This is a genomic window from Streptomyces sp. NPDC021093 (genome assembly GCF_044333135.1).
Lineage (GTDB): Bacteria > Actinomycetota > Actinomycetes > Streptomycetales > Streptomycetaceae > Streptomyces.
The window spans coordinates 349,293-369,076 of record NZ_JBIRQJ010000006.1 but is presented as its reverse complement, the minus strand read 5'-3'; the positions used below and the strand labels follow the sequence as shown (position 1 = coordinate 369,076).

Below are 19,784 nucleotides of genomic sequence, written 5' to 3'. Positions count from 1 at the left end.
ACTTTTGCACCGTGGACAAGAAGAACGCTCTGCGCGCCGGCGCTGTCGCGACCGGTACGACGCTGATGATGCTGCTCCTGTCGTCTCCCGCGCTCGCGGCCGTACGGGACGACGGTGACGACCCGGGCCCCGGCCTGAGCGTCGCCGAGACCCTCGGTCTCTTCGTTGCGGCCCCGATCGGCCTCTTCGTGATCATCGCCGGTCTGGTGATGGTGCTCGACAAGTCGCGCAAGGTCTGACACCGGGACCCACCTCCCCGGAAGCCTTCCGAGGGCGCCGGCGCCCGTACGCATCGACGTACGGGCCGCCGGCGCCCTCGTTGCGTTGTCCCGCCACTCCATCATTCACTTCTGCTGAACAGATTCGTCGAAAAGTTTCGATGGACCTGAATAACCCCTCGGTGTCACGGTGGATCCCTCACCAAGATCCACCGATCACCTCATGGGGGCAGCGATGGCACTTCTAGACCGCATCCGCACACCGGCGAAAGCATCCCCGGCAGCACCGGGGACCGGGGCAGCACCGGGGACCGCGGCGAAGAGCGCGGGCCTCGGCCTCCTCCTCGCCGCCGTCGCCACCGTCGTCTGGTCCGGCAGCTTCGTCACCTCGCGCGGACTGCACGACTCCGTGCCGCCCGTCCAGGCCGCGTTCTGGCGCTGGATCGTCGCCCTCGTCGCCGTCGCCCCCTTCGCCGCCCGCGAGGCCTGGCGCCAGCGCGCCCTGCTCCGCGAGCACCTCGGCTTCCTCGCCCTCGCCGCGCTGCTCGGCGTCACCGTCTACAACACCCTCGTCAACCAGGCCGGACTCGACACCCCGGCCGGCACCATGGGCATGATCATGGCCGCCTCGCCCGTCGTCATGGCGGGGTACGAGCGGCTGGGCGGGCAGCGGCTCGGCGCCCGCCGTGTCGTCGGCATGCTGATCGCCTGCGCCGGAGTCCTGCTCCTGGTCAGCAAGGGCTCGCTCACCCTCGGCCTGTCCGTCGGCGCGTTCTGGATGATCGCCGCCGCCCTGTGCTTCGGCTCGTACAGCGCCCTGCTGCGCCGCAGGCCCGCGGAGATCGGCTCACTCGCCTTCCTCTTCGCCACGTTCGTGCTCGGCGCGCTGATGCTGGCACCGGTGTACGGCGTCAGCCTCGCCGTCCAGGGCGGCTTCGAGGCGCGCCCCGGCACCGTAGGACCGCTCGTCTACGTCGGTGTGTTCTCCTCCGCCGTCGCCTTCTTCGCCTGGAACAAGGCCATCGCGCTCATCGGCGCCGCCCGCGCCGGCATCGTCTACTACCTCCAGCCGGTCTGCGTGGCGCTGCTCTCGTACGCGGTCCTGGGCGAGCAGACCGGAGTGCTCCAGGTCCTGTGCATGGTGCTGATCCTGGGCGGCGTGGTGCTGGGCGCCGCGACGGGCCCGCGCACGAAGCGTCAGTAGGTGGGCCGCAGCACCTGTCCCGGCTGGGCCACGGCGGGCGCGATCATCTGCGGCACGGTCACGAAGGTGTACCCCCGCTTCTTCAGCTTCGCGACGATGCCGGGCACCGAAGGGACCGTGCCGTCGTAGATGTCGTGCAGCAGGATGATGCCGTCGCGTTCGGCCTGGGCGAGGATGCGGCTCTCGATGAGGGCCGGGTCGGTCGTCGAGTAGTCCCGGGCGGTGGCGTTCCACAGGACCTGGGTGAGGCCGAGTTCGCGGGCGACGCCGGTGACCATCGGGTTCGTACGGCCCTGCGGCGGGCGCATCAGGGTCGGCGTGACGCCGGAGACCTGCCGGATCGCGTCCTGGGTGCGGGACAGTTCGCTCCTGACCTCCTCCTCGCCGAAGTGGATGAGGATGCGGTGCGTCCAGGTGTGGTTGGCCAGTTCGTGGCCCTCGCGGTGCATCCGGCGCACGACGTCGGGATAGCGCAGTACGTGCTTCTCGCCCAGCAGGAAGAACGTCGCGGGGACCTTCTCCTCCTTGAGGATGTCGAGGAGCTTCGGGGTGTCCTTGCCGGGACCGCCGTCGAAGGTCAGCGCAATGCACTTGGCGACCCGGCAGTCGACCTTCCCCGACCCCTTCGCATCGGCCGCGGCCTTCGCGTCCGCGGCCCGGCCCTGGGCGACTCCCGCCTGGAACCTGACCATGTCGGGCGCGTTCGGTTCGACCGAACAGCCGCTCAGCGCAAGCGAGATCACCGCCGCTGCCGCCGCCACCGTCGTACGTCCGAACCCCGCCCGTCGCCTCATGAGGGGACGGTATCGCGGGAAACAGGGTGACGGCGGGGCCAAAGATTCCGGATAGGTTGCGGTCATGGCCGAGTGGGACATCAAGAAGCTGCGCATCCTGCGGACACTGCGCGACCGCGGCACCGTGACCGCGACCGCCGAGGCACTGCTGATGACGCCCTCGGCCGTCTCCCAGCAGCTCTCCAACCTGGCCAAGCAGCTGAACGTGACGCTGCTCGAAGCACACGGCCGCCGGGTCCGCCTCACCGACGCCGCGCACCTCGTCCTGCGCCACGCAGAAGCCGTCTTCGCGCAACTGGAGCGCGCGGAGGCCGAGTTGGAGGGGTACGCACAGGGAGATGCCGGGGAGGTGCGGATCGGGGCGTTCTCGACCGCCGTGCCGGCCCTCGTCGTACCGGCCGTGCGGCGCCTGCGCGAGACGCACCCCGGCCTGGACGTACGGGTCAGGGAGGCGGAGGCGGCCGAGGCGTACGAACTCCTCTCCGACGGCGCGGTCGACCTCGCCCTCTCGCTGGCGGCCCACGCGCCCACCGCCCGCGACCCGCAGTTCGCCCGCATCCCGCTCCTGGCCGACCCTCTTGATGTGGCGCTCCCGACGGGCCACGCCCTCGCCACGGCCCCCGGCCTGCGGCTCGCGGACCTCTCCGGCGAGGCGTGGATCTTCGGCGGCAGCGGCCCCTGGTCGGAGATCACCACCGCGGCCTGCGAAGCGGCGGGCTTCGTCCCGGAACAGGCGCACAGCGCGGCGGGCTGGACCGCGATCCTCGCCATGGTCGAGGCGGGGATGGGCGTCGCCCTGGTGCCGCGGATGGCGGCGGCGGAGCGCCGGGCGGGGGTGGTGATGCGCGTCCTGGAGGCGGACCAGCCCCGGCGGCACGTGGTCGCTGCGGTACGGCGGGGCGCGCAGGACGGCCCGGCGGTGGGGCGGGTGCTGGCGGCACTGCGGGGGATCGCGGCGGAACGGACGTAACAAGGGGGCGCTGCCAGGCAAACGGGGCACTGCCAGGCCAGGGGGCACGGCCCGGCCAGGGAGCGCTGCCGGACAAGGGGGCACTGCCAGCAACCGTTCACATCTGCTTAAAAGCCTGTGCGGAAACTTTCGATGGACCTGAGAGGTCTTCCCGCGTCACAGTCATGACATGACGACGACCGACGTGAACGCGACCGCGAACCCCGACGACCCGCACGCCAACGACGCCGCACCCTACGGCGGAGGCGACCCGTACGCCGACTACCGCGGCGCGGGCGACCACGCGTTCACCGAGCTCGTCGACCTCGCGGACCGCCGCCTCGGCGCTGGCGTCATCGCCGCCAACGACGAGTTCTTCGCCGAGCGCGAGAACCTCCTGATCCGCGAGCGCGCCGTCTTCGACCCCGAGCACTTCGGGCACAAGGGCAAGATCATGGACGGCTGGGAGACCCGCCGCCGCCGCGGCACCGGCGCCGACCGGCCCTTCCCCGAGCCCGAGGACCACGACTGGGCGATCGTCCGCCTCGGCGCCCCCGGCGTCATCCGCGGCATCGTCGTCGACACCGCCCACTTCCGCGGCAACTACCCGCAGCGCGTCAGCGTCCAGGCCACCGCGGTCGAGGGCTCCCCGAGCCCCGAGCAGCTCCTCGCCGACGACGTGAAGTGGGAGGAGATCGTCCCGGTCACCCCCGTGAAGGGGCACGCGGCCAACGGCTTCGAGATCGCCGTCGAGCGCCGCTTCACCCACGTACGCCTCTGCCAGCACCCCGACGGCGGCGTCGCCCGCCTCCGGGTGCACGGCGAGGTCGTCCCGGACCCCGAGTGGCTCCAGCTCCTGGGCACCGTCGACCTCGTCGCCGTACAGAACGGCGGCACCTACGAGGACGCGTCCGACAAGTTCTACTCGTCGCCGACCCAGATCATCCTGCCCGGCACCTCCCGCAAGATGGACGACGGCTGGGAGAACCGCCGCCGCCGGGTCCGCGACACCAACGACTGGGTGCGCTTCAAGCTCGTCGCCCAGGGCGCGATCCGCGCCGTCGAGATCGACACCGCTTACCTCAAGGGCAACTCCGCCGGGTGGATCGCGCTCAGCGGGCGCAACGGAGACACCGGCGACTGGTTCGAGATCCTGCCGCGCACCAAGCTGCAGCCCGACACCCTGCACCGCTTCAAGCTCGCCGCACAGGCCGTCGCCACCCACGTGCGCCTCGACGCCTTCCCCGACGGCGGCGTCGCCCGGATGCGCCTGCACGGCGCAGTCACCGAGCAGGGCCAGGCCGAACTCAAGGCCCGTTACGAGGACCTGAGCAACTAGTCCGTCCCAGCGGTCGACGCAACCCCAGAACGACAGAGGGCCCCGGTGCGTACTCCCGGGGCCCTCCGTCACTTCACCGGACCGGATCAGGCGGAAGCGGCCTCGTCCGCCGCCTGCGCCTTGAGCGCCCGCTCGACGCCCGCCCGCGACTCCGACACCAGCCGGCGCAGCGCCGCACTCGGCTCCGCCGACGCCAGCCAGCTGTCCGTCGCGTCCAGCGTCTCCTGCGAGACCTGCAGCGCGGGGTACAGGCCCACGGCGATCTGCTGCGCGATCTCGTGCGAACGCGAGCCCCACACGCCCTTCACCGCCGCGAAGTACTTCTCCGTGTACGGAGCGAGCAGCTCACGCTGGTCGGTCTGTACGAAGCCGCCGATGACGGCCTCCTGGAGGGAGTTGGTCAGCTCGTCGGACTCGACGACCGACGCCCAGGCCTCCGCCTTCGCCTCGTCCGTCGGACGCGCCGCACGCGCGGACGCCGCGTGCTGCTGGCCCGCCGAGGTGTTGTCGCGCTCCAGCTCCGCCGCGATCTCCTCCTCGTCCATGATCCCGACGGCGGCGAGACGCCCGACGAACGTCCAGCGCAGATCGGTGTCCACGGCCAGGCCCTCGACCGTCTCGGTGCCCTCAAGAAGGCCCCGCAGCAGGTCCAGCTGCTGCGGCGTGCGCGCCGTCGCCGCGAACGCCCGTGCCCACGCCAGCTGGTGGTCGCTGCCCGGCACGGCGGACTGCAGGTGGGCGAGGGTCGCCTCGGTCCACTGCGTCAGCCCCGCCTCGCGCCACGACGGCGCCGCGTACAGGTCCAGCGCCAGCTTCACCTGACGGTGCAGCGACTGCACGACGCCGATGTCCGACTCCTTCGAGATGCCGGACAGCACCAGCGCGAGGTAGTCGCGGGTCGCCAGCTCGCCGTCGCGCGTCATGTCCCACGCGGACGCCCAGCACAGCGCACGCGGCAGCGACTCGGTGAAGTCGCCCAGGTGCTCGGTGACGAAGGCGAGCGACGCCTCGTCCAGACGCACCTTCGCGTACGACAGGTCGTCGTCGTTGAGCAGCACGACATCCGGACGCGCACGGCCCACCAGGGCGTCCACGGCGGTCAGTTCGCCGTCGACGTCCAGCTCGATGCGGTCGGTGCGCACCAGCTTGCCCGCGCCGTCCAGGTCGTACAGGCCGATCGCGATGCGGTGCGGACGCAGCGTGGGGGAGCCCTTGGCGCCGGTCGGCAGCGCCGGGGCCTCCTGCAGCACCGCGAAGGAGGTGACGACGCCGTCGGCGTCCGTCTCGATCTTCGGGCGCAGCACGTTGATCCCGGCCGTCTGGAGCCACTTCTGCGACCACGTTTTGAGGTCGCGGCCACTGGTCCGCTCCAGGGCGCCGAGCAGATCGCTCAGCTGCGTGTTCCCGAAGGCGTGCGCCTTGAAGTACGCCTGCACACCGGCGAAGAACTCGTCCATGCCGACGTACGCGACGAGCTGCTTCAGCACCGACGCGCCCTTGGCGTACGTGATGCCGTCGAAGTTGACCAGCACGTCGTCCAGGTCACGGATGTCGGCCATGATCGGGTGCGTGGAGGGCAGCTGGTCCTGGCGGTACGCCCACGTCTTCATGGAGTTGGCGAACGTGGTCCAGGAGTGCGGCCACTTCGTGCCCTCGGCGTACGCCTGGCAGGCGATCGAGGTGTACGTGGCGAACGACTCGTTCAGCCACAGGTCGTTCCACCACTCCATCGTGACGAGGTCGCCGAACCACATGTGGGCGAGCTCGTGCAGGATCGTCTCGGCACGCGTCTCGTACGCGGCGTCCGTCACCTTCGAGCGGAACACGTACTGGTCGCGGATGGTCACCGCGCCCGCGTTCTCCATCGCGCCCGCGTTGAACTCCGGCACGAAGAGCTGGTCGTACTTGGCGAACGGGTAGTCGTAGTCGAACTTCTCCTGGAACCAGTCGAAGCCCTGCCGCGTGACGGCGAAGATGTCGTCCGCGTCGAGGTGCTCGGCCAGCGAGGGGCGGCAGTAGATGCCCAGCGGCACGGACTGCCCGTCCTTGCCCTCGTACGACGAGTGCACCGAGTGGTAAGGGCCGACGATCAGCGCGGTGATGTAGGTCGAGATGCGCGGCGTGGGCTCGAAGACCCACACGTCGTCCTTCGGCACCTCGGGCGTCGGCGAGTTGGAGATCACGGTCCAGCCCGTCGGGGCCTTCACGGTGAACTGGAAGGTCGCCTTCAGGTCGGGCTGCTCAAAGCTGGCGAACACCCGGCGCGCGTCCGGCACCTCGAACTGCGTGTATAGATAGGCCTGCTCGTCGACAGGGTCCACAAAGCGGTGCAGGCCCTCACCGGTGTTCGTGTAGGCGCAGTCCGCGACGACCTTCAGTTCGTTGGCCCCGCCGCGCAGTCCGGCGAGCGCGATGCGCGAATCGGCGAAGACCGCCTTCGCGTCCAGCGCCGCACCGTTCAGCACGACCTCGTGCACGGCCGGCGCGACCAGGTCGATGAAGCTCGCGGCCCCGTCCTCGGCGGACTCGAAGCGCACCGTGGTCACCGAGCGGTACGTACCGCCCTCCTGCGCACCACTGAGGTCGAGCTCGACCTCGTACGCCTCAACCGTGAGCAGCCGCGCGCGCTCCTGCGCTTCTTCGCGGGTCAGATTGGTACCGGGCACCCTGTCATCTCCTCGGATCGTGACGTTCTCGGCCATCCTTCCACGGCAGGGGCGCTCACCGGCAGTGAGATTTACGGCGGATCCGGCGCGGGGACGGCAGAACGGCGGGCGGCGACGGCGAAGGGCGGTGACACCGGTCGCCCGGTGTCACCGCCCTTCGGCCCACGAGGTGCCTCGGCCCTCGGGCTCCGCGAGGTGCGTCAGCCCTTCAGCTCCGCCGCCACCAGCTCCGCGATCTGCACCGCGTTGAGTGCGGCGCCCTTGCGGAGGTTGTCGCCGGAGAGGAACAGCGCGAGGCCGTTGTCGACGGTCTCGTCGACGCGGATGCGGCCCACGTACGACACGTCCTGGCCCGCCGCCTCAAGAGGCGTCGGAATCTCCGACAGGGCCACGCCGGGGGCGCCGCCGAGCAGCTCGTACGCGCGCTCCACGCTGAGCGGCCGCTCGAAGCGCAGGTTCACCTGGAGCGAGTGGCCGGAGAAGACCGGGACGCGCACGCACGTGCCGGAGACCTTGAGGTCAGGGATCTCCAGGATCTTGCGGGACTCGTTGCGGAGCTTCTGCTCCTCGTCCGTCTCGAACGAACCGTCGTCGACGATGCTGCCCGCGAGGGGGAGCACATTGAAGGCGATCGGCTTCTTGTAGACGTTCGGCTCGGGCAGCTCCACCTTGTCGCCGCCGTGCGTCAGCTCGGCCGCGTGGTCGACGACCTTCTTGACCTGGCCGTCGAGCTCCGCGACGCCGGCCAGCCCCGAGCCGGACACGGCCTGGTAGGTGGTGGCGATCATCGTGAGGAGCCCGGCCTCGCCGTGCAGCGGCTTCAGCACCGGCATCGCGGCCATCGTCGTGCAGTTCGGGTTGGCGACGATGCCCTTGGGGCGGTCCGCCACCGCGTGCGGGTTGACCTCGGAGACGACGAGGGGGACCTCGGGGTCGCGGCGCCACGCGGAGGAGTTGTCGATGACGACGGCGCCCTGGGCGGCGACCTTCTCGGCGAGGGCCTTGGAGGTGGCACCACCGGCGGAGAAGATCACGATGTCGAGGCCCGTGTAGTCGGCCGTCGAGGCGTCCTCGATGGTGACCGGCCTGCCGTCCCACTCCAGGGTGTTTCCGGCGGAGCGCGCCGAGGCGAACAGCCGCAGCTCCGTCACCGGGAACTTCCGCTCCGCCAGGATCCGCAGCACAACTCCGCCGACCTGACCGGTGGCTCCGACGATTCCGACCCTCACAGTGACTCCTCAGTGCTGTGCGTGTGCAGGCATGACGACCTGCGGCGATGGCACCCATGATGCGGGAGGTGCCGTCCGGCTTGTCCAATCGATTGTCCGAAGGACGGGACACGGTGTCCGGCCGATTCTTCGAACGGCGGGACAAGAGCCGCCTGCCCCGGCCATGCTCTGGCCATGTCTGTGACAAAGAACAAGTGGACACCCACCCACGGCGACCCCTACCGGCCGGTGCCCTACGCCCCCGCACGGATGGACGCGGCCGAATCCCTGGCCCGCGCCACCGAGCTCCGCGTCCGCATGGACGAGCGCCGCACCGTACGGCAGTTCTCCACCGATCCCGTCCCCGACCAGGTGATACGCGACGCCATCGCGTGCGGCGCGACCGCCCCGTCCGGCGCCCACCAGCAGCCCTGGACCTTCGTACTCGTCAAGGACCCGGACGTACGGCGCCGGATCCGCGAGGCGGCCGAGGAGGAGGAGCAGATCTCCTACGACGGCCGGCTCGGCGAGGAGTGGCTCGACGCGCTGCGCCCGCTCGGCACCGACGAGGTCAAGCCGCACCTCACCGACGCCCCCGGCCTGATCGTCGTCTTCCAGCAGCGCTACTGGCTCGCCGAGGACGGCACCAAGCACAAGCACTACTACGTGGACGAGTCCGTCGGCATCGCGGTCGGCATGCTGCTGTCCGCCCTCCACCTCTCCGGCCTCGCCGCGCTCGTCCACACCCCGAGCCCCATGCGCTTCCTCTCCGAGGTGCTGGGCCGCCCGGTCAACGAGAAGGCGTTCGCGGTGATCCCGGTCGGCTACCCGGCACAGGACTGCGTCGTACCCGATCTCGTACGGAAGTCCCTGGACCAGGTACTGATCGAGATCTGAGCGACGCCGGTACAGCAGGTACGACGGTACGAGGAAGGGGCGGGCCGGATGTCCGGCCCGCCCCTCACCTCACCGACGCCTCAAAGAGGTGGTCACGGCGTGACCTTGTCGATCTGGACGCTGCCCTTGCCCGCGGCGGTGCCGCGCGCGTTCAGCAGCTGCACCTCGCCGAAGAACTGACGTCCTTCGGGAGCCGCGCCCCCGACCTTCACCTCGCCCTTGACCTGCGCCGAAGCGCCGCCTGCGAGCTGCACGGTCTGCGTCTCGTCGGTCGTGACCGAGCCGAGCGACGGGGCGAAGAACACGTCCCGGTAGTCGTACGTGGTCGTGCCCGAGGGGATCGAGTAGCCGTCCACGACGACCGTGTACGTACCGGCGGCGGGCTTGAGGAGGCTGACGGACTCCTCCGAGTCGCCCTCCGCCGACTTGCCGACCTCGACGCCGTCCTTGAGGACCACCAGGTCCAGGTCGGCCTTGGTGTCCGAGACCTTGCCGATGGCGATGTCCAGGCGCTCGGCGCCCGCACCGAGGACGACCGTTGTCCTCTGCGACTCACCCTGCTTGATGCTCGGCTTTGCGATCTTCGCGGAGCCCAGCGAGCCGCCCTTCAGCCTGCCCTCCAGCGCGGCGAAGTTGTTGGTGACCTTCCACTCGACGGGGGCCGGGGTGCCGGCCTTCGCCTCGGGGACGACCTTGACCGCCGGGTCGAAGTCCGCGCCGAGGAGCGTCACGTCGAGCGTGTACGGGTTGTCGAGGAGCGGCGACGTACGACGGGCCTCGACCTCGATCTCCCACACGCCCGGCGTCGGGTCCGCGTACGAGCGGACGTCGGGACGGCAGGTGTTGGCCGGGTTGGCGTAGTTCGGGTAGCAGTTGACCGTCGACGTCGGGTCCGACGGCACGCCGTACGGGTGGATCGAGACGAACCGGGTCTGGCTGCCCTGCGAGAGCCCGCCCATCGCCACCTCAAGGGACTTCGCGCCCTCGGGGACGTTCACGAAGTACGAGACGGGGCCGTTGCGCTGCACCGTGCCGGACTTCTTCAGCGTGTACGAGGGCTTCGCCAGCTCGTCGGCGGCGACGACCGTGGTGAGGATCTGCTTGTCGATGCCCTCGGTGGCCTTGTCGGACACCTCCAGGATCGCGCTGTGGATGCCGCCGGAGCGGGGCTGCGCGGAGACCTTGACGGTGACCGGCTGGTTCAGCGGCAGCTGCACGACGTCGTTGCCGACGATTTTGAAGGTGCCGTCGTTGTTCTCGAAGTGCAGCTCGTGACGGACGGCGCCGGCCGGGCCCGTGGTGCGGGTGACCGTGATGTCGTACGTCTTCTTCTGGCCGGTCTTCAGACCGCCCTCGCGGTCGTACAGACCGGTGCCGAAGCCGGGCTCCTTCAGGGCCTCGTCGATCGCGGTGTCGACCGGGGCCTTCACCGTGTACTCGTGCGCGGTGGCGCCCTTCTTCAGGGACTTCCACGCGTCGACGACGTTGAGGAGACCGGCGCCCTCCTCGTGCGGCTGCGCCCCCTTGATGTGGTCCGCCTGGCTGACCAGCGCGGTCCGCAGCTTCGCGGGCGTCAGGTCGAGTTTGGCCTGCTTGGCGGCCGAGATCAGCAGCGCCGAGGCGCCCGCCGCCTGCGGGGACGCCATCGAGGTGCCCTGCAGCATCTGGTAACCGGCCGGGAGCGGGTAGCCCGCCTCGGCGACCGGGCCGCCCGGCAGCCAGGTCTGCGTGGTGTTGATCGCGGCGCCGGGCGCGGTGATCGTCGGCGCGAAGCCGCCGTCCTCGCGAGGGCCGCGCGAGGAGAACGGCATCATCGCGTACTCGGTCTTCACCGCGGAGCCGTAGTTGGCCGCCCAGGTCTCCTTGGAGATGGACGCGCCGACCGAGATCACCTTGTCGGCGAGCGCGGGGTCACCGATGGTGTTCGTACCCGGGCCGCTGTTGCCGGCCGAGATGACCAGCTGGACGCCGTAGGTGTCGATGAGGCGCGTGTACAGCTGGGCGCGCGCGTTGTTGCCGTCGTTGAGCGCGGGCAGGCCGCCGATCGACATGTTGACGATGTCGACACCGCGCTTGGTGACGAGGTCGATCATGCCCTCGGTCAGCGCGACGTTGGTGCAGCCGCCGCCCCAGGTGCAGGCGCGCGAGGAGACCAGCTTGGCGCCGGGCGCCGCACCGTTCATCCTGCCGCCGAAGAGGCTGTTGGCTGCGGTGATGCCGGCGACGTGGGTGCCGTGCTCGCTCTCGATGACGCCGATGTTCACGAAGTCGGCCTTCGCGCCGGCCGCGTTGTAGACGACGTCCTTGCGGGACTCGACGACGAACGGAATCCGCTCCGCGACGTCCGTCTTCGGGTCGTCCTTGCCGAAGTAGCCGACCTGGAACTTGTCCTTGTACGGGCTCATCGCGACCTCGTCGGCGAAGTCGCCGTCGTTGTCGAGGTCCACGCGGACGGTCCCGGTCGCCGGGTCGTACAGCACGCCCCACACGTCGGTGGTGTCACCGTCGCGGTTGAGGTCGCCCTTCATGTCGCCGCCCGTGGTGGCGGCCTCGCGGAAGACGTTGAACTTGTACGTGCCCGCGGGCGCCGTCCAGGTCCGGCCCGAAGCGGTGAAGGTCGGCCCGCTGACCTCGGTGATCATCGGCCGCCAGGTGGCGTCGGCGTCGGCGACCGGGTCGGTGGCGGTCACCCAGTCGACGATCTTGCGCTCGCCGGTGGTGGTCTTCTGCAGCGCCGGGTGCCCGAGGTCGACGCCCGAGTCCAGGATGCCGATGGTGACGCCGCGGCCGTCCGCCTTCGGGTTCTTCTTCACGAAGTCGACGGCGCCGATTTCGAAGGACGGGTTGTACGGGTTCTCGGCGGGGGTGTTCTTCCCCGGTGCCGGGTACGCCCCCTTGGCCCCGGCCGCCCCGCGCGCACCGTCGGCCCGGTCGCCCGACGGCGTCGGGTCGTCCAGCTCGATCTCCTGCTTGAGGTCGATGCCCTGCACGCTGGAGAGCTTGGCGGCCGCCTTCAGCGCGGCCTCCGCCTTCGCGGTGGGCAGCGTCGCCCGTACGTAGCCGAGCTTGTCGTCCGTGCGGCCGACGAGCGCGCCCTGTACGTCACCGAGCTGGTCCGCGACCTGCTCGGTCGCGCCGGGAGCGGTCGCCACCATCACGGTGACGTCCTTGGCACCGGCGGCCTGCGCCTTGGTGAGCAGCGCCGAGTCCACGCTGCCGAGCTTGGTCTCGGCCGACTTCGGGGCCGGGGGAGTGGGATCGGGTGCACCGGCCGCGAAGGCGGGCAGCGGCGCGGTCGCACACAGCGCGGCTACGAGCGAGGCGGCGAAGGCTATTCGCGCGGTACGTCTGACGCCGCCCGCGCGAGGCGCGGAGGGCTGGGGGGTGGCGGTCATGTGCTTCCCTGAATGTGAAGGATCTGGAAGAAGTCAGGACAGAAAAGGTCCGGATTTCGGTGCCCAATGACCGGTCAGCATGTCTTAAGTGACAGTTGTTTGGGGAGAGTTGATTGAGGCGGATTACGGCCGTGGCACACATCCGCCACCGGCCGCCTTCCGCCACCGGGTGCGACAGGGGTCGACTTCTTGCGTCCAAAGCGCAATCCACAGCCCGGACGCCTAGCCTCTGCAGATGAACGCAGAGCTGAGAGTCGCTGCCTACGCCGTGTGCGTACAGGACGAGAAGGTGCTGTTGGCCCGGTGGGTGGCACGGGACGGGGCCAAGCGGTGGACGCTGCCCGGCGGCGGCCTCGAACACGGCGAGGACCCCCTCGAAACGGTCGTCCGCGAGGTCGACGAGGAGACCGGCTACGCCATCGAACCCGTCCAGCTCCTCGGCCTCGACTCCATCCGCCGCCGCTACCCGCGCCGGCTCGGCTCCTTCGCCGACTTCCAGGGCCTGCGGATCGTGTACGAGGCACAGATCGTGGGCGGTGAACTCCGCCACGAGACCGGCGGCTCGACGGACCTCGCGGCCTGGCACCGCCTCGACGCGGTCGACGCCCTCGACCGCGTCGAACTCGTCGACACCGGCCTCGAACTCTGGCGCACCCGGCCGGCGACGGGCCGGGCCACCCCACCGCCCCACCGCACCTGACGGAACATACGGTTCCGCAGGGTCCCCGGAATGGCTGAAATCGGGTCACTCCGGGAGGGGTGGGGCAACCGTGCTGCCCCACCCCCGGGTCATCCCCCACGACGTGCCGCCGCACCCGTTGCCCGGCCCGCACCCGACCAGCAGGGGAATCAGATGCCCGCATCCACCGCCCGTGCCCGCCACGCGTCCAGTGCCGCCCGTGCCCGCCACGCGTCCAGTGCCGCCCGTGCCCCCCACGCGTCCCGTGCTCCCCGTGCCACCCGCACCGCAGCCCTCGCAGCCCTCGCCGCCGCCGTCCTCACCGCCGGCTCCCTCTCCACCGCGCAGGCCCGCGCACGTACCGCCGGAGACCCCCACGCCCGGACCCGAGCCGCCGTCGACGCCCTCGTGCGGGACGGGGCACCCGGCGCCGTCGCCCGCGCCGAGGGGCCCGGCGGGTCCCGGGTCTGGACGGACACCGCGGGGGCGGGCGACCTCACGACCGGACGGGAGCGCGATGCGCGCGACCGGTTCCGGATCGGGTCGCTCACCAAGACGTTCGTCGCGACGGTGCTGCTCCAGCTGGAGGCCGAGGGGAGGCTGAGCATCGACGACCGCGTCGAGAAGTGGCTGCCCGGCGTCGTCCGCGGCCACGGCCACGACGGCCGGAAGATCACCCTGCGCCGGCTCCTCCAGCACACCAGCGGCGTCTACTCCTACACCAAGGACCCGGAGTTCGTCCGGGAGCGGCTGGGCATCGGATTCCTGGAGCACCGCTACGACTCCCTCCCCGCCCGGCAGCTCGTCGAGGTCGCCATGGGACACGCCCCCGACTTCGAGCCCGGTGCCAGGTGGCAGTACTCCGACACCAATTACATCCTCGCCGGGATGGTCGTCGAGCAGGCGACCGGCCGCCCGTACGAGAGCGAGATCGAGCGGCGCGTCATCCGCCCGCTCACGCTGCGCGCCACCTCCGTCCCGCACGACGAGCCCCGCATGCCACGGCCCGCCAGCCGCGCGTACAGCAAGTTCTCCACCGACCCGGCCGCCACGAAGAAGTACGACGTCACCGAACTCAACCCGACCGTCGCGGGCGCCGCGGGCAGCATGATCTCCAGCACCGCGGACCTCATCCGCTTCTACCGCGCCCTGCTCACCGGCACGCTCCTGCCGGAGCGGCAGCTCAAGGAGATGACGACCACGGTCCCGGTCGGCGACCAGTTCCCCGGCGTGGGGTACGGACTCGGCATCTTCGAGCAGCGGCTGTCCTGCGGCAGGGCCCTCTGGAGCCACACCGGCGAGATCTACGGCTCGCTCACCCGGGCGGGCACGACCAGGGACGGCCGGCAGTCCCTCGCCGTCCATCTCAACGGCGACTGGGGCCGGGACGCGGGCGCGGTGTTCGAAGCCGAGTTCTGCCCCGAGTAGCGGTTTCGCGAGGCGGGTTCACCGGTCGTCGCGAGTCTCCCGTCACCTGGGCAGGACGACCAGGTAGGCGGCCGGGTCGCGGTCCACGGACGCCATCAGCGCCGTCCGCACCACGGCCGCCTGCTGGTCCATCGCCTCGCGCAGCTTCCTCGGAGTGAGGTGCACGACCGTGATGCCGAGCCGCTCCAGGTGCTCCCGCTTGCGCACGTACTCCGACCAGAGCGAGTCCTCGTCCTGGCGCGGCGCCCGCGTGTCCAGCTCGACGGCCACCGACTGGTCCGGCCAGAACGCGTCCACGCCGCCCAGGTGCGGGCCGCCGGGCAGCCGCAGGTCCACGTTCCACAGCGGGTCCGGCAGCCCGAAGCAGCGCACCATCTCGTACAGCCGCTCCTCGGCGATCGACCGGCTCTCGGCGAGGATCGAGTTCACCGCGTCCTGCACGTGCGGCCGCGTCAGCAGCCGTGCCATGTTCAACTCCCGCACCAGCGCGGCCGGTTCGCAGTGGCCGCCGCCCACCGCCTCGGTCAGCAGCCGCCGCACCGTGTCCGTGTCCGTCAGATGCGCCACCGCGTCGGCGACCGCGCGGGCGACCGGGGCCACCGGGAGCCCGGTGATGATCCGGGTGCCGGGCAGCGCGTGCGCCCGCACGATCCGTACGCACCCGGTGGAACGCAGCCGCCGCGTCCTCGGCACCATGACGTCGATCTGTGCCAGCGCCGGCAACGGCGGCGCCGAGGCGAACCCGTGCAGGGCGAGGGCAGCGAGCCCGGTGACGACCGCCTCGCTGTCGTCCCGCCCGGGACGCCCCGCGTACAGCAGCGCCGCGTGCAGCCGCTCCTCGCTGGTCGGCGGACCCTGGTGCAGTACGAACACCCCCGGCAGCAGCTGCTGCCACGGCCCGCCGGGCCCGCACTGCGCGGCCGCCCCGGCCGCCGTCACTCTGTGCTCACGCAACTGGGCGGTCGTCAGAACGCGCCGCTGGGCGGAGGCGGAAGCGGGGGCGACAGGGGTGGCAGGGGCGACGGGCGCGGCAGCGGATTCGGTGCGGGCGGAGTCGGTACGGGGGGAGTCGGTACGGGGGGATTCGGTACGGGCGGAACCGGTACGGGCGGAACCGGCGCGCGGCTGCGGGGCGATGTGCACCTGCGGGGCCGCCTGCGCCTGCCGCGCGTTCTGCGCCGGTGCCGTCTGCTCCTGCGCGGAGCCCTGTGCCTGCGGGGTGCCGGGTGCCTGGGGGTGCGTGTTGTTGTTCATGCCGAGGGCTTGCCCGCGCCGACCCCTGCCTCTAACCGCTGTTACAGTCCCGTCGACATTCCGGGACAACCCCGCCCTAAAGTACGGCTGTTCGACTGCCGAGCAGTGCCCGGGAAAAGCCCCCGGAAACCCTCAGGAATCCACCGCAATCCCCTCTGCGGCGGATTCGCAGCCGCAGCCGCCGACGGCGCGCAATCACCCACGACAGGGCTTCACGCTCTCCGAGAACCCTCAACGGGCGGGCGGGGTGGGGTGGAAACGTGGAGGGCCGGCCCCCGGATGCCGTGGCGACACCCGGGGGCCGGCCCCCATCCCCGTAACCCTGCCGGCTAGGCCGCGTCGCACTCCTGCGCGCGCTGTGCCCGTGCCAGCCCGTCCCGTGCCTCCAGCACCAGGCGGCGCAGCGCCGGGGCCGCGTCCGCGTGGGACGTGAGCCACTCGTCGGTGGCGGCCAGTGTGGCCGCCGGGTCCTGCAGTGCCGGGTACAGGTCGCGGACGATCAGGACCCCGATCTGGATCGAGCGCTCCGCCCACACCCGCTCGATCGCTTCGAAGTACTTCGCGGCGTACGGGGCGAGCAGCTCGCGCTGACTGCCGCGCACGAAGCCCCCGTTGGTGGCCTCGACGAGCGCGTTGGAGAGCGCGTCGGACTCCACGACCGTCGCCCACGCCTGCGCCTTGACCGCCTCGGAGGGGCGGGAGGCCAGGCAGCGCACCTGGTGCCGCTTGCCGGACGCCGTGTCGTCCCGGGCCAGTTCGGCGTCGATCGCCTTCTCGTCGGCACGGCCGTGCGCGACCAGCGGGGACAGGAGCGCCCAGCGCAGCTCCTGGTCCACGTCGAGGCCGTCGATCCGGGCACTGCCGGCGAGCAGGCCCTCCAGGAGCTGGAAGTCGGTCTCGGACGAGGCGCCCGCGGCGAAGAACCGCGCCCAGGTCAGCTGGTGCTCACTGCCGGGCTCGGCGGTCCGCAGCTCGCGCAGCGCACCCTCGGAGAGGAGCCGGCCGCCCTCCTCGCGCCAGCCGGGGGCCACGTAGTGGACGAGCGCCGACTGCGTCCACGTGTGCAGCATCTGGAGCACGCCGACGTCCGACTCGCGGCCCGCGAAGCGCAGTACGAGGTCGATGAAGTCGCGGGCCGGCATGAGGCCGTCCCGGGTGAGGTTCCACAGCGCGGACCAGCACAGGGCGCGGGCCAGGGGGTCGGTGAGGTCGCCGAGGTGGGCGCGCAGGGTGTCCAGCGAGCCCGTGTCGAAGCGGATCTTGCAGTAGGTGAGGTCGTCGTCGTTGACCAGGATCAGCGCGGGCTTCTCGGCGCCGGTCAGGCCGTCGACGACCGTGCGCGGACCGGCCACGTCCGTCTCCGTACGGGCGTACCTGACCAGCTCGCCGCCCTCCAGCCGGTAGAGGCCGATCGCGATGCGGTGCGGGCGCAGCTCCCCGGCGTCCGCCGACGGGTCCTGATGCGCGGGCAGGGCGGCCTGCTGGACCACCGCGAGCTCGGTGATCCGGCCCTCCGCGTCGTAAGTGACCTCCGGCGTGAGGGAGTTGACCCCGGACGTCTGGAGCCAGGCGCGCGACCACTCGGCGAGGTCGCGGCCGCTGGTCTCCTCAAGGGCGGAGAGCAGATCGCCGAGCCGGGTGTTCCCGTACGCGTGCGCCTTGAAGTAGACGCGGGCGCCCTCCAGGAAGGCGTCCCGTCCGACGTACGCGACGAGCTGCTTCAGCACGGACGCGCCCTTGGCGTACGTGATGCCGTCGAAGTTGAGCTTCGCGTCCTCCAGGTCCCGGATGTCGGCCGTGATCGGGTGCGTGGACGGCAGCTGGTCGGCGCGGTACGCCCAGGACTTGCGGCGGTTGGCGAAGGTGATCCAGCCGTCGGTGAAGCGGGTCGCCTCGACCATCGAGAAGGAGCCCATGAAGTCCGCGAAGGACTCCTTCAGCCACAGGTCGTCCCACCACTGCATGGTGACCAGGTCGCCGAACCACATGTGCGCCATCTCGTGCAGGATGACGTTCGCCCGGCCCTCGTAGGACGAACTCGTCGTCTTCCCGCGGAAGATGTACTCCTCGCGGAAGGTGACCAGACCCGGGTTCTCCATCGCACCGAGGTTGTACTCGGGGACGAACGCCTGGTCGTACTTCCCGAAGGGGTACGGGTAGTCGAAGTGGTCGTGGAAGAAGTCCAGGCCCTGCTTGGTGATCAGGAAGACGTCGTCCGCGTCGAAGTGCTTGGCGAGGCCCTTGCGGCACATGGCGCCGAGCGGGATGTCGAGGGTGCTGCCGTCCTTCAGGGTGCGCGTGTAGGAGTCCGTGACGTAGTGGTACGGACCTGCCACGACGGCGGTGATGTACGTCGAGATCGGCTTGGTCTCGGCGAACGTCCAGGTGCCGTCCTCAAGGGAGCCCACGCCGTTGCTCCACGCCGTCCAGCCCTCGGGCGCCCGTACCGAGAAGCGGTACGGCGCCTTCAGGTCGGGCTGCTCGAAGTTGGCGTACACACGGCGGGAGTCGGCAGGCTCGTACTGCGTGTAGAGGTAGACCTCGCCGTCCTCCGGGTCGACGAAGCGGTGCATGCCCTCGCCGGTACGGCTGTAGGCGCACTGGGCGTCCACGACGAGGACGTTCTCGGCGGCGAGGCCTTCGAGGGCGATGCGGGTGCCGTCGAAGACGGCCGACGGGTCGAGCGCGGTGCCGTTGAGGGTCACCGCGTTCACGGCGGGTGCGACCAGGTCGGCGAAGGTGGACGCGCCGGGCGTGAGCGCCCGGAAGCGGATCGTGGTCACCGAGCGGAACGTGCGCGGGCCGTCCCCCTCGTGGTCGCCCACCGCGGAACGCAGGTCGAGCGCGACCTCGTATCCGTCGACGGACAGCAGCTCGGCCCGGATCTGGGCTTCGTCGCGGGACAGGTTCTCACCGGGCACGGGCACTCCTTCGTGACGCGTTCGACGCTTTTCGATACTCCTCGAAACAGCCCCGATCCTCCCATGTGCGCCTGAAGCGTCGTACACGGGAATGGTGCCGGGGCCCGGATGGTTGTGAGGCACAACGCGCGACGCTTGAAACATCAACGAGGAGAGACATGTCCCAGACCGCGAAAGTCCCCGCCGACTTCTGGTTCGACCCCCTGTGCCCCTGGGCGTGGATGACGTCGCGCTGGATGCTCGAAGTGGAGAAGCAGCGTCCGGTCGAGGTCCGCTGGCACGTGATGAGCCTGGCCGTGCTCAACGAGGGCCGCGACGGCCTCTCGGAGGGGTACCGGGAGGGCCTGAAGACGGCGTGGGGCCCGGTCCGCGTGGTCATCGCCGCCCAGCAGCTGCACGGCGAGGAGATCACCGGCGCGCTGTACACGGCGCTCGGCACCCGCATCCACAACGAGGGCCGCGGCATCACCGACGAGGTCATCGCGGAGGCGCTGGCCGAGGTCGGCCTGCCGGCCTCCCTCGCCTCCTACGCCACGTCCGACACGTACGACAAGGAGCTGCGGGCCTCGCACGGTTCGGGCATAGCGCTCGTGGGCGAGGACGTCGGCACGCCGATCATCGCGGTCCCGGGCCTGGACGGCGAGCAGGTGGCCTTCTTCGGTCCCGTCGTCACCCCGACGCCCAGGGGCGAGGCGGCGGCGAAGCTCTGGGACGGGACGCTGCTGGTCGCCTCGACCCCCGGCTTCTTCGAACTGAAGCGAACCCGCACCCAGGGCCCCGACTTCACCTGAGGGCACGGCGGGTGGGCTTCGTGCGGGCTGCTCGGCGCAGG

The 19,784-nt window shown here is 70.8% G+C and carries 14 protein-coding genes; 8 read left to right on the top strand and 6 right to left on the bottom strand.

The genetic code is table 11. The annotated features are described in order from the left end of the window. Positions 1 to 11: 11 nt before the first annotated feature. Both ACH4SP_RS20690 and ACH4SP_RS20685 read left to right on the top strand, forming a co-directional pair. On the top strand, positions 12 to 239 hold the full coding sequence (locus ACH4SP_RS20690; RefSeq protein WP_398416928.1) for a hypothetical protein: 228 nt from the start codon (positions 12 to 14) through the stop codon (positions 237 to 239). A 214-nt stretch (positions 240 to 453) separates the two neighbouring features. Then, complete coding sequence (locus ACH4SP_RS20685) at positions 454 to 1,422, top strand: DMT family transporter (protein WP_398416926.1); 969 nt, start codon at positions 454 to 456, stop codon at positions 1,420 to 1,422. Here the strand turns inward: ACH4SP_RS20685 and ACH4SP_RS20680 are convergent. Beyond that, positions 1,416 to 2,216 carry a polysaccharide deacetylase family protein gene (locus tag ACH4SP_RS20680; protein WP_398416924.1) on the bottom strand — a complete coding sequence of 267 codons (801 nt, stop codon included), beginning with the start codon at positions 2,214 to 2,216 and terminating at the stop codon, positions 1,416 to 1,418. The genes ACH4SP_RS20685 and ACH4SP_RS20680 overlap by 7 nt on opposite strands. Positions 2,217 to 2,280: 64 nt before the next feature. Here ACH4SP_RS20680 and ACH4SP_RS20675 point away from each other — a divergent pair, with 64 nt between their 5' ends. Further along, positions 2,281 to 3,186, top strand: a complete 906-nt coding sequence (locus tag ACH4SP_RS20675; RefSeq protein WP_398416922.1) for a LysR substrate-binding domain-containing protein — start codon at positions 2,281 to 2,283, stop codon at positions 3,184 to 3,186. Positions 3,187 to 3,355: 169 nt separating this feature from the next. Then, positions 3,356 to 4,504, top strand: a complete 1,149-nt coding sequence (gene alc, locus ACH4SP_RS20670; RefSeq protein ID WP_398416920.1) for an allantoicase — start codon at positions 3,356 to 3,358, stop codon at positions 4,502 to 4,504. An 86-nt stretch (positions 4,505 to 4,590) separates the two neighbouring features. On the opposite strand, the gene pepN (ACH4SP_RS20665) is transcribed toward alc, so the two are convergent. Next, positions 4,591 to 7,170 (bottom strand): aminopeptidase N, encoded by a 2,580-nt coding sequence (gene pepN, locus ACH4SP_RS20665; protein WP_398416918.1) that lies wholly within the window; start codon positions 7,168 to 7,170, stop codon positions 4,591 to 4,593. A gap of 200 nt (positions 7,171 to 7,370) precedes the next feature. Next, on the bottom strand, positions 7,371 to 8,399 hold the full coding sequence (locus ACH4SP_RS20660) for an aspartate-semialdehyde dehydrogenase (protein ID WP_398416916.1): 1,029 nt from the start codon (positions 8,397 to 8,399) through the stop codon (positions 7,371 to 7,373). Positions 8,400 to 8,573: 174 nt separating this feature from the next. Between ACH4SP_RS20660 and ACH4SP_RS20655 the strand changes: the two genes are divergently transcribed. Next, entirely contained in the window at positions 8,574 to 9,275 is a 702-nt protein-coding gene (locus tag ACH4SP_RS20655) for a nitroreductase family protein (RefSeq protein WP_398416914.1), read from the top strand. Positions 9,276 to 9,367: 92 nt separating this feature from the next. Here the strand turns inward: ACH4SP_RS20655 and ACH4SP_RS20650 are convergent, their stop codons facing one another. Then, positions 9,368 to 12,670 (bottom strand): S8 family serine peptidase, encoded by a 3,303-nt coding sequence (locus tag ACH4SP_RS20650; protein WP_398416913.1) that lies wholly within the window; start codon positions 12,668 to 12,670, stop codon positions 9,368 to 9,370. A gap of 235 nt (positions 12,671 to 12,905) precedes the next feature. Between ACH4SP_RS20650 and ACH4SP_RS20645 the strand changes: the two genes are divergently transcribed. Next, a complete protein-coding gene (locus ACH4SP_RS20645; RefSeq protein WP_398416911.1) occupies positions 12,906 to 13,370 on the top strand; it encodes an NUDIX hydrolase in 465 nt (154 codons plus the stop codon). A 153-nt stretch (positions 13,371 to 13,523) separates the two neighbouring features. After that, entirely contained in the window at positions 13,524 to 14,777 is a 1,254-nt protein-coding gene (locus tag ACH4SP_RS20640; RefSeq protein ID WP_398416909.1) for a serine hydrolase domain-containing protein, read from the top strand. Between the two features lie 42 nt (positions 14,778 to 14,819). Here the strand turns inward: ACH4SP_RS20640 and ACH4SP_RS20635 are convergent, their stop codons facing one another. Further along, complete coding sequence (locus ACH4SP_RS20635) at positions 14,820 to 16,031, bottom strand: hypothetical protein (protein WP_398416908.1); 1,212 nt, start codon at positions 16,029 to 16,031, stop codon at positions 14,820 to 14,822. A 329-nt stretch (positions 16,032 to 16,360) separates the two neighbouring features. Then, a complete protein-coding gene (gene pepN / locus ACH4SP_RS20630) occupies positions 16,361 to 18,952 on the bottom strand; it encodes an aminopeptidase N (RefSeq protein ID WP_398416906.1) in 2,592 nt (863 codons plus the stop codon). Positions 18,953 to 19,110: 158 nt separating this feature from the next. Between pepN (ACH4SP_RS20630) and ACH4SP_RS20625 the strand changes: the two genes are divergently transcribed. Beyond that, positions 19,111 to 19,743 (top strand): DsbA family protein, encoded by a 633-nt coding sequence (locus ACH4SP_RS20625; RefSeq protein ID WP_398416903.1) that lies wholly within the window; start codon positions 19,111 to 19,113, stop codon positions 19,741 to 19,743. The last annotated feature ends 41 nt before the right edge of the window (positions 19,744 to 19,784 follow it).

What these genes read in the sequence shown, in the direction of transcription:
- ACH4SP_RS20685 (WP_398416926.1), top strand. Translation starts at nt 454, where the DNA reads ATGGCACTTCTAGACCGCATCCGCACACCGGCGAAAGCATCCCCGGCA.
- ACH4SP_RS20680 (WP_398416924.1), bottom strand. Translation starts at nt 2,216, where the DNA reads ATGAGGCGACGGGCGGGGTTCGGACGTACGACGGTGGCGGCGGCAGCG.
- ACH4SP_RS20675 (WP_398416922.1), top strand. Translation starts at nt 2,281, where the DNA reads ATGGCCGAGTGGGACATCAAGAAGCTGCGCATCCTGCGGACACTGCGC.
- alc (WP_398416920.1), top strand. Translation starts at nt 3,356, where the DNA reads ATGACGACGACCGACGTGAACGCGACCGCGAACCCCGACGACCCGCAC.
- ACH4SP_RS20655 (WP_398416914.1), top strand. Translation starts at nt 8,574, where the DNA reads ATGTCTGTGACAAAGAACAAGTGGACACCCACCCACGGCGACCCCTAC.
- ACH4SP_RS20650 (WP_398416913.1), bottom strand. Translation starts at nt 12,670, where the DNA reads ATGACCGCCACCCCCCAGCCCTCCGCGCCTCGCGCGGGCGGCGTCAGA.
- ACH4SP_RS20645 (WP_398416911.1), top strand. Translation starts at nt 12,906, where the DNA reads ATGAACGCAGAGCTGAGAGTCGCTGCCTACGCCGTGTGCGTACAGGAC.
- ACH4SP_RS20640 (WP_398416909.1), top strand. Translation starts at nt 13,524, where the DNA reads ATGCCCGCATCCACCGCCCGTGCCCGCCACGCGTCCAGTGCCGCCCGT.
- ACH4SP_RS20635 (WP_398416908.1), bottom strand. Translation starts at nt 16,031, where the DNA reads ATGAACAACAACACGCACCCCCAGGCACCCGGCACCCCGCAGGCACAG.
- ACH4SP_RS20625 (WP_398416903.1), top strand. Translation starts at nt 19,111, where the DNA reads ATGTCCCAGACCGCGAAAGTCCCCGCCGACTTCTGGTTCGACCCCCTG.